Annotated in this window: 11 protein-coding genes; 7 read left to right on the top strand and 4 right to left on the bottom strand. The window is 60.3% G+C overall.

What is annotated here, in order from left to right; translation table 11 throughout:
- On the bottom strand, positions 1–206 hold a 206-nt coding region (locus NFW05_RS04245), incomplete at its 3' end, for a hypothetical protein (protein ID WP_295302990.1).
- A 57-nt stretch (positions 207–263) separates the two neighbouring features.
- Between NFW05_RS04245 and NFW05_RS04240 the strand changes: the two genes are divergently transcribed.
- The 7 genes from NFW05_RS04240 to NFW05_RS04210 all read left to right on the top strand — a co-directional run bounded on the left by NFW05_RS04240 (position 264) and on the right by NFW05_RS04210 (position 11,797).
- On the top strand, positions 264–1,418 hold the full coding sequence (locus NFW05_RS04240) for a site-specific integrase (RefSeq protein ID WP_295302992.1): 1,155 nt from the start codon (positions 264–266) through the stop codon (positions 1,416–1,418).
- Positions 1,419–1,493: 75 nt separating this feature from the next.
- Complete coding sequence (locus tag NFW05_RS04235) at positions 1,494–1,691, top strand: helix-turn-helix domain-containing protein (RefSeq protein WP_295302989.1); 198 nt, start codon at positions 1,494–1,496, stop codon at positions 1,689–1,691.
- Positions 1,692–1,701: 10 nt separating this feature from the next.
- Entirely contained in the window at positions 1,702–3,834 is a 2,133-nt protein-coding gene (locus NFW05_RS04230; protein WP_295302988.1) for a class I SAM-dependent DNA methyltransferase, read from the top strand.
- Between the two features lie 2 nt (positions 3,835–3,836).
- Complete coding sequence (locus NFW05_RS04225; protein ID WP_295302987.1) at positions 3,837–5,633, top strand: DUF262 domain-containing protein; 1,797 nt, start codon at positions 3,837–3,839, stop codon at positions 5,631–5,633.
- 41 nt (positions 5,634–5,674) lie between these two features.
- Positions 5,675–6,721 carry a hypothetical protein gene (locus NFW05_RS04220; protein WP_295302986.1) on the top strand — a complete coding sequence of 349 codons (1,047 nt, stop codon included), beginning with the start codon at positions 5,675–5,677 and terminating at the stop codon, positions 6,719–6,721.
- Positions 6,721–8,835 carry an NADAR domain-containing protein gene (locus NFW05_RS04215; protein ID WP_295302985.1) on the top strand — a complete coding sequence of 705 codons (2,115 nt, stop codon included), beginning with the start codon at positions 6,721–6,723 and terminating at the stop codon, positions 8,833–8,835. The genes NFW05_RS04220 and NFW05_RS04215 overlap by 1 nt, the downstream gene beginning before the upstream one ends.
- Positions 8,822–11,797, top strand: a complete 2,976-nt coding sequence (locus NFW05_RS04210) for a type I restriction endonuclease subunit R (protein ID WP_295302984.1) — start codon at positions 8,822–8,824, stop codon at positions 11,795–11,797. The genes NFW05_RS04215 and NFW05_RS04210 overlap by 14 nt, the downstream gene beginning before the upstream one ends.
- Here the strand turns inward: NFW05_RS04210 and NFW05_RS04205 are convergent.
- The 3 genes from NFW05_RS04205 to NFW05_RS04195 all read right to left on the bottom strand — a co-directional run bounded on the left by NFW05_RS04205 (position 11,784) and on the right by NFW05_RS04195 (position 13,152).
- Positions 11,784–11,984 carry a hypothetical protein gene (locus tag NFW05_RS04205; RefSeq protein ID WP_295302983.1) on the bottom strand — a complete coding sequence of 67 codons (201 nt, stop codon included), beginning with the start codon at positions 11,982–11,984 and terminating at the stop codon, positions 11,784–11,786. The genes NFW05_RS04210 and NFW05_RS04205 overlap by 14 nt on opposite strands.
- Positions 11,985–12,250: 266 nt before the next feature.
- Positions 12,251–12,490, bottom strand: a complete 240-nt coding sequence (locus NFW05_RS04200) for a hypothetical protein (protein ID WP_295302982.1) — start codon at positions 12,488–12,490, stop codon at positions 12,251–12,253.
- Entirely contained in the window at positions 12,487–13,152 is a 666-nt protein-coding gene (locus tag NFW05_RS04195; RefSeq protein ID WP_295302981.1) for a structural protein P5, read from the bottom strand. Before NFW05_RS04195 ends, NFW05_RS04200 begins: the two co-directional genes overlap by 4 nt.
- Positions 13,153–13,175 lie beyond the last annotated feature (23 nt).

Raw genomic sequence — 13,175 nt, 5'->3', positions numbered from 1 at the left:
AAAGAGAATTTGGTTGCGGGGGTAGGATTTGAACCTACGACCTTCAGGTTATGAGTGGCCGGGAAGCGATTGCGAAGGAACACGCAGATTTGCTTTTTTCTTCGCATTTTCAATGCCTTAGTTGACTTAAAGCGCGACGCCCCACACTCTGATTTTCGCAGGCTCACGCCGCGACTTTCGCCCTCTTGCTTCCACAGTGCTTCCACGGGCGGGCGCAGCGGGTGCCTGGAAGCAGAGTGAGCATCAAGAGCGGATCGCAGGCCATGCCGAAACTGACCAAACGCGTGATCGACGCCGCCGAGATTCAGGCGGCCGAGTATTTCATCTGGGACGACGAGCTCCCCGGTTTCGCCCTCCGCGTCCTGCCCAGCGGTCGCAAGGGATACATCGTCCAGTACCGGGCCGGGCGACGCTCCCGCCGAATGAGCCTCGGACCCAGCACTGTCCTGACCTGCGAACAGGCGCGCACCCGCGCCATCGGCATCATTGCGGCCGCGAGGAACGGCGATGACCCTGCCGCCGAACGCGATGCCGAAAGGAAAACGATCACGGTCAAGGAACTGGCCGAGCGGTTCGACAAGGAGCACGTCTCGGTCAGGGTCAAGGAAACCACGGCAAAGGGCTATCGCCGCCTCATCGAGCGGACGATCCTGCCCGCGCTCGGACGGCATCGTGTCACCGAGGTCACTCGGGCCGACATCGCAAAGCTCCACCACGACCTGCGGCATATTCCCTACGAGGCCAATCGCTGCCTCGAAGTGATCTCGAAGATGTTCAGCCTCGCCGAGATGTGGGGGCTGCGTCCGGACGGGTCGAACCCACGCAAGCATATAAAGAAGTATGCCGAGGAGAAGCGGGAGCGATTCCTGAGCCCCGCCGAACTCAAGCGGGTCGGGGATGTCCTGCGCGAGATGGAGGACGAAGGGATCGAGCTTTCATCGGCCATCGCGGCGGCGCGACTGCTGATCCTGACCGGTTGCCGGCTCGGCGAGATCATGATGCTCCAGTGGGAACACGTCGATCTGCCTGGCAGGGCCTTGCGCCTGCCGGACTCCAAGACCGGCGCCAAAGTCGTCCATCTCGGTCAGCCCGCGATCGACGTCCTGACGAGCATCAAGAAGGTCGACAAGAACCCATGGGTGATCGTTGGCACCCTCCCCGGCGCACGCCTGACCGATCTTCAGCCTTTTTGGCAGCGCGTCCGCGCCCGCGCCGGCTTGAAGGACGTCCGGATCCACGATCTTCGGCACACGTTTGCCTCGACGGCAGTCGCCGCTGGCCAGGGGTTACCCATGATCGGCAAGCTGCTTGGCCACACCCAGGTCCAGACGACCGCCCGGTACGCCCATCTCGCGGCAGATCCGGTGAAATCCGCCGCCGAGACCGTGTCGTCATCCCTCCAACAGGCACTCGGATAAGACGCCGCTTGGACCGGCTTGGACTGGCTTGCCCCTGATTCCTCTGCTAAGGTTCCTGAACAGCGAGGATTCCATATGGCAGAAACGCTCGACCAAGCCATGACCGTCCGGGATGTGGCTGACTACCTGAACGTAGATGAGAAGACCGTTTACCGGCTGGCCAAGCGCGGTGACCTTCCGGGCTTCAAGGTAGCTGGTGCGTGGCGGTTCAAGAGATCGGACCTCAACAACTGGATAGATTTTCAGAAAAAAGCCACGCAGACCAAGGCGTGAGGGGGCCCGAGTGAGCGATCTGAACATCAGCAATTTCATCTGGAACATCGCCGACGATGTTCTGCGCGATGTCTATGTTCGCGGCAAATATCGGGACGTCATCCTGCCAATGACGGTCATTCGCCGGCTCGATGCCGTACTTGAACCGACTAAAGATGCCGTCCTGGCCATGAAAGGGCAGTTGGACAAAGCAGGGGTCGCCAACCAGCACGCCGCTCTTTGTCAGGCGTCGGGCGAGGCCTTCTACAACACATCGCAGTTCCGACTTCGCGACCTTGCCTCGCGTGCGCGCCGCCAGCAGCTGAAGTCGGATTTCGAGGCCTACCTCGATGGCTTTTCCCCGAACGTCCAGGAGGTGCTGGACAAGTTCAAATTCCGCAATCAGATCCCGACGCTTGTCGAAGCAGACGCACTCGGGTTCCTGATCGAGAAGTTCCTCGATCCGTCGGTCAATCTCAGCCCCAAGCCCGTGCTGCACCAGGATGGCAGTGTGCGCCTGCCGGGTCTCGACAACCACTCCATGGGAACAATTTTCGAGGAGTTGATCAGGCGGTTCAACGAAGAGAACAACGAGGAGGCCGGAGAGCACTTCACCCCGCGCGACGTGGTAGAGCTCATGGCCTACCTGATCTTCATGCCGATCGCGGATGAAATTCAGTCCGGCACTTATCTCGTCTACGACGGGGCCTGCGGCACAGGCGGCATGCTGACGGTGGCGGAAGAGACGCTGGTCAAGCTGGCGGCCGACCATGGCAAGGAAGTGTCCGTCCACCTCTACGGACAGGAGGTCAACCCAGAGACCTTCGCCATCAGCAAGGCGGATCTCATCCTCAAGGGTGAAGGCGCCGAAGCCGAGAACATGAAATACGGCTCGACACTGTCCAGCGATGCTTTCCCATCGCGCGAATTCGATTTCATGCTTTCGAACCCGCCCTACGGCAAGAGTTGGAAATCGGACCTCGATCGGCTCGGCGGCAAGAAGGACATCGTCGACCCCCGTTTTGTGATCGAGCACGGTGGCGATCCCGAGTACAGCCTGATCACGCGCTCAAGCGACGGCCAGATGGTGTTCCTGGCAAACATGCTGAGCAAGATGAAGAAGGACACCAAAGTCGGCAGCCGCATCGCTGAGGTCCACAATGGCTCATCGCTTTTCACAGGTGATGCGGGATCAGGTGAGAGCAATGTGCGGCGCTGGGTCATCGAGAATGATTGGCTTGAGGCCATCATCGCGCTGCCGCTGAACATCTTCTACAACACCGGCATCGCGACCTACATCTGGGTGCTTAGCAATCGCAAGGCAGGGTCCCGCAAGGGCAAAGTCCAGCTGATCGACGCAACGGCATGGTTCAAACCGCTGCGAAAGAACCTCGGCAAGAAGAACTGCGCTCTCGGACCGGACGACATCAAGCACATCTGCGACAGCTTCCTCAACAGCGAGGACAGCGAGCAGTCGAAGATCTTCCCTAACGCGGCGTTCGGTTACTGGAAGGTGACGGTCGAGCGGCCCTTGCGCTTGAAGGTCGAACTGTCGGCAAGCGCGCAGCGCCGCTTCGCCAAGACGTGCGTGGAGGCTGCTGAAGAGTCCCTCATTGGCGTTGTGGAAGCGGTGACCGAGAGGCTTGGCGAAGGCCCTCATCTCGATTTCAACCGCTTCATTGAAGAAGCCGAAGCTGTCGCGGGCAAGCTCGGCGTCCGCATGACGGCCAAACGCCAAAAGCTGCTCGTGGATGGCCTTGGCACAAAGGATGCTGGAGCGGAACCGGTCATCAAGAAGGTGTCCAAGATCAAGCCGGGCGCTGATGCCGAAACCGACGCGCTGCACGGCAACTACCATCGGACCGTCGGAGGCAAAACGGCGATCGTCGAATACGAGCCGGACACGGAGTTGAGGGACACCGAGCAGGTGCCGTTCTTGGAGGACGGCGGTATCGAGGCTTTCTTCCGCCGTGAGGTTCTGCCTCATGCATCGGACGCCTGGATCGACCCGTCGAAGACTGTCATCGGTTATGAAATCTCTTTCACGCGGCACTTCTACAAGCCGCAGCCGCTGCGGACGCTCCAGGATATCGAAGCCGACATTCGGGCGCTTGAGGAGGAAACCGAGGGCCTTCTTGAAGACGTGCTGACGGGAGGTCACTGAACATGGCCACCCAGCGCTACTCCGTCACCCCCCATCCGATTGAGACCTTGCTTACCTGGGTGAAGTCCGGCGAGATCGCCATTCCGGAAATCCAGCGTCCTTTCGTGTGGGATGCGACCAAGGTCCGAAACCTGCTGGACTCGCTCTATCAGGGCTACCCGGTGGGCTATCTGATCGCCTGGCGGAACCCGTCGGTCCGGCTGAAGGATGGCTCCACGTCCTCGGGCAAGCGCATCCTTATCGATGGGCAGCAGCGCGTTACCGCGCTCATGGCCGCGTTGCTCGGCCAGGAGGTGCTGACCAAGGACTACGAGACCGTACGCATTCGGATCGCGTTCCATCCCGTGGAGGAGCGCTTCGAAGTCTCGAACCCGGCCATTCAGAAGGACGCCTCGTGGATTCCTGACTTGGCCACAGTCTTCGCGCCTGACGCCAGCCTAACCAAGCTCACGCGTGAATATGCAGCGCGCAATCCGGATGCGGATCAGGACCAAATTTCATTGGTGCTGGAGAAGGTCCGCAAGATTATCAATAACCAGGTCGGCATCATCGAGCTGGCCGAAGACCTCGACATCGAGACGGTAACCGAAATCTTCATCCGCGTGAATTCCGCCGGCGCATCGCTCAGCCAAGCGGATTTCGCGATGTCGAAAATCGCGGCGAACGACACCTATGGCGGCAACATGCTGCGCAAGGCGATCGACTATTTCTGCCACCTCTCAATCGCGCCCGAATTTCTGCCCCGCATCGAGAAGGGCGACAAGGCCTTCGCCGCATCCGAGTTTCTTCCGAAGATGCGCTGGCTGAAGGACGTCAATGACGACCTCTATGACCCGTCCTACACCGACATGCTGCGCGTGGCGTTCACGTCGGAGTTCCGAAGGGGCAAACTGCAGGATTTGGTCGCCCTTCTGTCGGGCCGGAACTTCGAGACGAAGCAGTATGAGGAGACGGTCGCCGAGGAGGCATTCGCCCGCCTGAAGACCGGTGTCCTGAACTTCATCAACAAGACGCATTTCGACCGCCTGACGATGATCCTGCGCTCGGCAGGTTTCGTCACTGCCGGCCTGATCCGCAGCCAGAATGCCATCAACTTCGCCTACATCCTCTACCTACGCGGCCGCGCCGAAGGGATGCCGGCCGCCGACATCGAGCGTCTCGTCCGGCGCTGGTACGTCATGTCGCTCCTGCGCGGGCGCTATTCGGGTAGCCCCGAAACGGCTTTCGATTTCGATATCCGCCAGATCGAGACCCGCGGCCTTGCTACCTATACGGATTCGGTGATCGACGCCGAACTGCCGGAAAGCTTCTGGACCACGCTGCTGCCGCAGGAGATGGACACCTCGTCCGCGTCGAGCCCCTATTTCCTCGTTTATCAAGCGGCGCAGGTGAAGCTCGGCGATCTAGGCTTCCTGTCGCGGGACATCACGGTGCGCGATCTGCTGCTGAACCGCAGCGACGTCCATCACGTCTACCCTCGCAATCACCTCAAGGGCCAGGGCCTGACGCGCGGTCGCTACAACCAGATTGCCAACTTCGTCCTCGCGCAAAGCGAGATCAACATCGGCATCGGCGATCGCGATCCAAAGGTCTACTTCGCCGAGCTGGCGGACCAATGCAACGGCGGCACCCGGAAGTATGGCGGCATCACGACGGCCGATGAGATGCGCGCCAACCTTGCGATGAGCTGCCTGCCGGAAAGCCTGCTCGACGGCGACATCCCGTCCTTCGATGACTTCCTGGAACAGCGGCGAAAGCTGATGTCCCAGAAGATCAAAACCTATTTCGAAGGGCTCTGAAATGCCGTCGGGGACACGCAACGCAAGCGGAGGGGCGAGACATGGCTGAACGGGACGACCTTCTCGCGTCAATAGCCGCGACGACCGCCGATTATCGTGAAGGCGACCTGCCCGCGCCGACCCCGAAGCATGTCGAGCGCTGGATCAACCAGTTTGACGCTGCGGTGCAGCTTCCAATCCTGCGCGAGATGGATCACGTCCTTAAGAAGACCTACTTTTCCCGCGCGAGGACCACGAAATTTCTGCACGGACTGTTTCAAACCGAGAAATTGGTCGGTGATAACCCGTGTGCATTTTGGAAAGAGGTCCAGTTCCTCGATATTCAGGGCGGCGGTGCCAGCCAGACGCAGATGCTCGCTCTGTTCAGCAAGTTGCTGAAGGCAAATTGTGGTTTCGAGGTTTCCGAGTGCGGCAAGGACGCAGAAGTATTCGTCTACATTGATGACGCGACCTTCACTGGAAACAGAGTAAAGCAAGACATCGAGAAATGGATCGCCAAGAACGCGCCTGCGAAAGCCACGGTGCATATAATCATGATCGCGATGCACACCGGCGCAAGGTATTACGCAGAACACTATAACAAGGGAAATATTCGGAAAACCGCTAAAGATGCCGGAAAGAAAATAGAGTTCCATTGGTGGTGTGAGCTAGGTCTCGAAAATCAGAATGCCCAGACCGATACATCAGACGTATTGCGACCTGTCCGTATTCCTGATGACGCTGCGGTGAACGAATACGTAGCGGCTATGACCCATAAGCCGCACTTGCGGACAGCAGGACAGGTCGGTGGAAAGGGGATTTTTTCAAGCGACGAAGCGCGCCAGCTTCTGGAAGAAGAGTTTCTGAAGGCTGGCGTACGCATTCGGCAGATGTGCCCGAACCTCAATAAGTACCAACGTCCGTTGGGAAACATGCTCCTTGAGACCCTCGGCTTCGGTTCGCTGATCGTCACTTTCAGGAACTGTCCGAACAATGCGCCGCTGGCGCTTTGGGCGGGCGATCCTTGGCATCCCCTGTTCCCCCGGACGACCAACAGCGACACGTCGATGAAGCGCTTCATGGCCATGCTGGCGAAGGACGTGTTCTGATGTCCCAGGCCAGCCAGGTTCGCACATATGACCCCTCCGCCAGCGTCGTCTTCCTGAAGACGAATGAGCGGTTCGGCGGTCTGTCGAACATGGCGCCGGGCTTTCCGCTGCGGGTGAACGGCGTTCGCATCCGTACGTCGGAAGCCCTCTATCAGGCGTGCCGATTTCCGCATCTGCCGGACGTGCAGCGCAAGATCATCGACGAGCATAGCCCGATGACGGCGAAGATGCGCAGCAAGCCGTTTCGCAAGGACTCGCGGCCGGACTGGGACGCGGTGCGCGTCAAGATCATGCGCTGGTGCCTTCGGGTGAAGCTGGCGCAGAACTGGCGTGAGTTCGGCAGGCTGCTGCTGGCGACGGGGGGCCGCCCCATCGTCGAGCAATCCCGCAAGGATGATTTCTGGGGCGCGAAGGTCGCCGACGACGGCTCACTCGTCGGCATGAACGTGCTGGGCCGCCTGCTGATGGAGCTTCGCGAGCAGCTAAAGGGCGATGAGGCGGAGGGCCTGCGGTTCATCGAGCCGCTGGCCATTCCGGAGTTCCTTCTGTTCCGCCAGCCGATCGAGGCGATTCGCGCCGCCGACGGGGCCTCCAGGCCGGTCGGGATCGAGTCACGTCCGGTTGTCGCGCCACCGCTGCGCGACCTGCCGCAACCTTCTCTGTTCGATCAGCCGATGATCGCCAAGGGCCAAATGGATATTCAGCCCAATCTTGCCGTCGAGGCGAAACCGAAGCAGTCGCCCGCAGCCTATCCGGCATACAGACCCGCGCGAGTTCATTGGCTCGGTGAGATCCCGGCGCAATGGCAGGAGAAGCGCGGAAAGTACTTCTTCCGCGAAATCGACGAGCGTTCGCAGACCGGCGAGGAGGAGCTGCTTTCAGTCTCGCACACCACAGGCGTGACACCACGCAGCCAGAAGAACGTGACAATGTTCAAGGCCGAGTCCTACGTCGGCCACAAGGTGGCGCGGCCGAACGACGTGGTCATTAACACGATGTGGGCGTGGATGTCGGCGCTTGGCGTCTCGAAGAACGTGGGGATCGTAAGCCCGGCCTATGGCGTCTATCGCCCCCTGAACTCGGAGGACTTCCTGCCCGAGTACGTCGACTACCTCCTGCGCACGCCGATGCTGAGGTGGGAGTACATCTGCCGTTCGACTGGCATTCGGGCATCGCGGTTGCGGCTCTATCCCGATAAATTCCTCGACATCGCGTTCCCGTGCCCGCCGCGCGAGGAGCAGGAGCGCATGGTCGCCTTCCTTCGCGCCAAGGAAGCGCAGGTCCGCCGGCTGATCCGCAACAAGCGGCGGCTGATCGGGCTGTTGAACGAGCAGAAGCAGGCGATCATCAACCGCGCCGTCACCCGCGGCCTAAACCCCGACGCCCCGATGAAGCCCACCGGTATCGACTGGATGCCCGAGGTTCCGGCGCATTGGCAAACAATTCACCTTGGCTCGAAGATAAAACTGATCAACGGTTACCCATTTGATTCCAGGCTTTTTTCCAATGACGGAACTGGGCATCCGCTCATCCGGATCAGAGACATTTTTCGCGAAGATACGATAGTCACGTACACGGGAGAATTCGTCGAAGATGCGGCCGTTCAAACTGGCGACATACTCGTTGGAATGGATGGAGACTTCAATGTTGCGCGGTGGAAGGGGCCTACGGCCCTATTAAATCAGCGTGTTTGCTGTATCCGTCCCAATGAGCAACTGCACGAAGCGTACCTCGCCTCGCTCATCGCCTTCCCTCTGAAGTGGATCAACGACCAGACATTCTCGACCACCGTGAAGCATCTTTCGTCGTCTGATATAAAGAGGCTTCGTTTTCCGGTCCCGCCTATTGAAGAGCAGCGAGAGATATCGGCTTGGCTTGCAACAGAAACGGCAACGCTCGAACAAACCATTGATCGGGTTCAACGTGAGATACAGCTGGTCCGCGAGTACCGCGAACGCCTGATCGCCGATGTCGTTACCGGCAAGCTGGATGTTCGGCATATCGAGATCACCGCTCCTGCGGATGAACTGATTTCCGACGGGGACGATGCGTTGGACCCGAACCTGGAAGGCGACGACGCCGAGGTGATGGAGGGGGCCGATGCCGACGACTGACACCAGCGAAAAGGGCCTCGAAGCCCTGATCGTCCGCTCGCTGATCGACGAGGCGGGGTACGTCGCCGGGGACTCGAAGGATTTCGACCGGGACCACGCCGTCGACCAGGGGAAGCTGTTCGACTTCTTGGGCGCCACGCAGCCGGAGGCCGTCGAAGCGCTCGGCATCCGCGAGGACGGACCGAAGCGGCTTCAGTTCCTGCACCGGTTGCAGGGCGAGATCGCCAAGCGCGGCGTCATCGACGTGCTGCGCAACGGGGTGAAGCACGGCCCTGGCTCGGTGGAGCTGTTCTTCGGCACGCCAACGCCTGGCAACGCCAAGGCCGAGGAGCTGTTCGCCGCCAACATCTTCAGCGTCACCCGCCAGCTGCATTATTCCAAGGATGCGGCCAAACTGTCGCTCGATGTGGCGCTGTTCATCAACGGTCTGCCTGTCGCCACGTTCGAGCTGAAGAACAGCCTGACCAAGCAGACGGTCGAGGACGCCATCGAGCAGTACAAGCGCGACCGCGATCCCAAGGAGCTGCTGTTCCAGTTCGGCCGCTGCGTCGTCCACTTCGCCGTGGACGACCACGAGGTGCGGATGTGCACGCATCTGAAGGGCAAGGCGTCCTGGTTCCTGCCGTTCAACAAGGGCTGGAACGACGGCGCGGGGAACCCGCCCAACCCCCATGGCCTGAAGACCGACTATCTTTGGAAGCAGGTTCTGACCAAGCGGAACCTAACTGATATCCTGGAAAACTATGCGCAGGTGGTCGAGGAAACGGACGAACGGGGCAAGAAGAAGCCGCCGAAGCAGGTCTTCCCGCGCTTTCACCAGCTCGATGTGGTCCGAAAGTTGCTGGCGGATGCCAAGTCCTCCGGCGCAGGGCGGCGGTACCTGATCCAGCACTCGGCGGGGTCGGGCAAGAGCAACTCGATTGCCTGGCTCGGCCACCAGCTGATTGGGCTGGAGAGCGGTGGCAAGCCGACCTTCGACACCGTCATCGTGGTCACAGACAGGCGCAATCTCGACAAACAGATCCGCGACACCATCAAGCAGTTCGCGCAGGTATCCTCCATTGTCGGAGCGGTGACCGAAGGGTCGCAGCAGCTGCGGACTTTCCTGCAGCAGGGCAAGAAGATCATCATCACCACGGTACAAAAGTTCCCGTTCATCCTGGACGAGATCGGGGACGAGCATCGTGGGCGAACCTTCGCCATCATCATCGACGAGGCGCATTCCAGCCAGGGCGGGCGGACATCCGCAAAGATGAACATCGCACTCGCCGCGAACGGCGCCGAGGAGGAAGAGGAGACGGTCGAGGACACCATCAACCGGCTGATGGAGGCGCGGAAGGTTCTGCCGAACGCGAGCTACTTCGCTTTTACGGCCACGCCGAAGAACAAGACGCTGGAGATTTTCGGCACGGCAGTACCGGAGGGCGGCAAGGTCAGGCACGTCCCGTTCCATAATTACTCGATGAAGCAGGCCATCGAGGAGGGTTTCATCCTCGATGTTCTGAAGCACTACACGCCAGTCGAGAGCTATTACCGCCTCATGAAGACGGTGGAGGACGATCCGCAGTTCGACACCAAGCGGGCGCAGAAGAAGCTCCGCCGCTATGTCGAATCCCACGATCATGCCATCCGTAAGAAGGCGGAGATCATGGTCGATCATTTCCATGACCAGGTGATGGCCCACCGCAAGATCGGTGGTGCGGCGCGCGCCATGGTGGTGACCAGCGGGATTCACCGCGCCATACAGTACTTTCACGCCTTTGGGGAGTATCTGAAGGAGCGCAAGAGCCCCTATCAGGCCATCGTCGCCTTCTCGGGCGAGCATGAATTTGGCGGACAGAAGGTTACCGAGGCGTCGCTCAACGGCTTTCCGAGCAACAAGATCGAAGAGTTGATCCAGAAGGACCCGTACCGATTCCTCATCGTCGCCGACAAGTTCCAGACCGGCTACGACGAACCGCTGCTGCACACGATGTACGTGGACAAGACGCTTTCCGGCATCAAGGCCGTGCAGACGCTGTCGCGCCTGAACCGGGCACATCCGCAGAAGCACGACACCTTCGTTCTGGACTTCATGAACGACGTGGATGGGATCAAGGCGTCGTTCGAGGATTATTACCGCACGACGATCCTGAGCGAGGAGACTGACCCGAACAAATTGCACGACCTGAAAGCGCGGCTCGATGGTTATCAGGTCTATTCCTGGGAGCAGGTTGAAAACCTTGTGGCGCTGTATCTCGGCGGTGCCGACAGGGACAAACTCGACCCGATTCTCGATGCGTGTGTTGCGGTTTACAAGACCGACCTCGATGAAGACGGACAGGTAGACTTCAAGGGCAAGGCAAAGGCGTTTACGCGGACCTACGGGTTCCTCGCCGCGATCCTGCCCTATACCAACGCGGCGTGGGAGAAGCTCTCGATTTTCCTGAACTTCCTCACGCCGAAATTGCCGGCACCAGAAGAGCAGGACCTCTCGAAGGGTATTCTCGAATCCATCGACATGGACAGCTACCGGGTCGAGGCGCAGGCGACTATGTCGATCGCGTTGCCCGATGCCAATGCAGAAATCGGCCCCGTCCCCACCAGCGGCGGCGGCCGAAAGCCGGAGCCGGAGCTCGACCTGCTGAGCAACATCCTGAAGACGTTCAACGAGATGTTCGGCAACATCGACTGGAAGGACGCTGATAAGATTGGAAAAGTGATCGCGGAGGAATTGCCGACTAAGGTAGCGGCCGACAAGGCCTACCAGAACGCGATGAAGAACTCGGATAAACAAAACGCTCGTATCGAGCACGACAAGGCGCTGGAGCGGGCAGTCATCGAGCTGCTGTCAGACCACACCGAACTCTTCAAACAATTCAGCGATAATCCATCGTTCAAGAAGTGGCTCTCGGAGACGATTTTCGCGGCCACCTATGCCAACAAGGCGGCGCAGGGCGGGGCGGCGGCTACGCGCAGCTGAACCAGCGCATGGCGGTTTGGATCAGATGATCATGATCGCCGCTTGTGGCCTCTTTGTAGAAGGCGTCAATCTCTTCCTTCGGGAGTCCCGCATCTTTTGCAGCCCGTTGGCACAAGCCAAGGATCATGAAGGCATTGCTGTCACGGCCGGACAGGCGAACCGTGATGTTGGGATACTTGGGAGCCATTTTTGTTTCCTTAGGCGCGGTAACCACGACACCAACACGCTCTTTTTTATATTATTATCAACGAGATAAGTCTGATCGGCACATGCTCTTGCGGTGCCAATTCTTACGGACTTCGACCCCGACAAAGTCGCGCCTGATCCCGCATCACCTGATAGTCGGCAAGCATCTGCTCGATTGCGGCCTCTGGCGGCAGCTGCTGCAACTCCGCCGTCGCCCGCGCCAAGAACTCGCGGCTGTACGTCGGGACTGGCGGGCAGCCTCCCCCGTCAGAACGAGCCGTCGCGCATCCGGCGAGCAAGCTCGTCGCGATCGCGAGGGCGGCGAGACGCGGCATCCAGTTGGTCATGTTGCACCTCGATGGTTCTGCGCATGCGTTCGACACGTTCGGCATTGCGCCCGGCCTGACGAGCGCCGAGCAGGATCGCAGCGACAGCGCCGATGATTGCGAAGAGCCCTGCGAGCTTGAGGGCATAGGGGGCCAGCAGCCGGCCGATGATCGCTATCACCGGAGCCCCCTGCGCCGGTCATCGATGCGGGCCCAGATCATGTAGGCGATGCCGGCGAGCGCGGCGGCGCCGACCACCCAGGGCGCCACCTGAAGCAGCGACTGCAGCAGCGGGATCGCGGGCTCGACCTGGCGAACGGCCTCGGCCGTCAATCCGAGGACCGTGGCGCCGGCCGCCACCTGGCCGCCTTGCACGGTGCGCGTTTGCGCCAGTGGTCGCTGCGCGGGCTCCACCCCGGCCAGAATCAAACCTGCGTCGATTTCGGCATCGGTGTAGGGCTGCTGACCGTTCTCGTGGCGGATGATCGCCAATGTGAGCAGGCGCAGAATCGCGTAGTCATGAACGTCAATCTCATCGTCCGCCCCAACGCCCACACTCACAGCCACCACCCGCACATAGGCGCCGGTATCGTTCTCGTTCGGCGGCGCCCAGCGACCGATCATCTGCTTGATGGTTTTGAGGCCGACCCTGTCCTGGTAGGCGATCAGGGTCCGCGCGAGCGCCCGGATGCCCCATTTGGCCGAGGCGAACTGGAAGAACTCCTGGTCGGTCTGGCCCGGCGCGAGGCCCTGCCAGGGATCGGCGGACCGGCGCAGATTGCCGGGATTATGGTTGCGAATGCCGCGCGGCAGCGCGCGGCCTCGAGCGATCGAGGCAGTCATGGTCGTTCTCCTCTGGACACAAA

The sequence above is a fragment of the Accumulibacter sp. genome (genome assembly GCF_023806625.1).
Taxonomy (GTDB): Bacteria; Pseudomonadota; Gammaproteobacteria; order Burkholderiales; family Rhodocyclaceae; genus Accumulibacter.
The sequence above is the reverse complement of the archived record's forward strand: the minus strand, read 5'-3'. Positions and strand labels throughout refer to the sequence as shown.

Excerpts from the sequence above, each read along its gene's own strand:
- NFW05_RS04195 (WP_295302981.1), bottom strand. The coding sequence starts at position 13,152 with ATGACTGCCTCGATCGCTCGAGGCCGCGCGCTGCCGCGCGGCATTCGC.
- NFW05_RS04205 (WP_295302983.1), bottom strand. The coding sequence starts at position 11,984 with ATGGCTCCCAAGTATCCCAACATCACGGTTCGCCTGTCCGGCCGTGAC.
- NFW05_RS04220 (WP_295302986.1), top strand. The coding sequence starts at position 5,675 with ATGGCTGAACGGGACGACCTTCTCGCGTCAATAGCCGCGACGACCGCC.
- NFW05_RS04225 (WP_295302987.1), top strand. The coding sequence starts at position 3,837 with ATGGCCACCCAGCGCTACTCCGTCACCCCCCATCCGATTGAGACCTTG.
- NFW05_RS04235 (WP_295302989.1), top strand. The coding sequence starts at position 1,494 with ATGGCAGAAACGCTCGACCAAGCCATGACCGTCCGGGATGTGGCTGAC.
- NFW05_RS04215 (WP_295302985.1), top strand. The coding sequence starts at position 6,721 with ATGTCCCAGGCCAGCCAGGTTCGCACATATGACCCCTCCGCCAGCGTC.
- NFW05_RS04210 (WP_295302984.1), top strand. The coding sequence starts at position 8,822 with ATGCCGACGACTGACACCAGCGAAAAGGGCCTCGAAGCCCTGATCGTC.
- NFW05_RS04240 (WP_295302992.1), top strand. The coding sequence starts at position 264 with ATGCCGAAACTGACCAAACGCGTGATCGACGCCGCCGAGATTCAGGCG.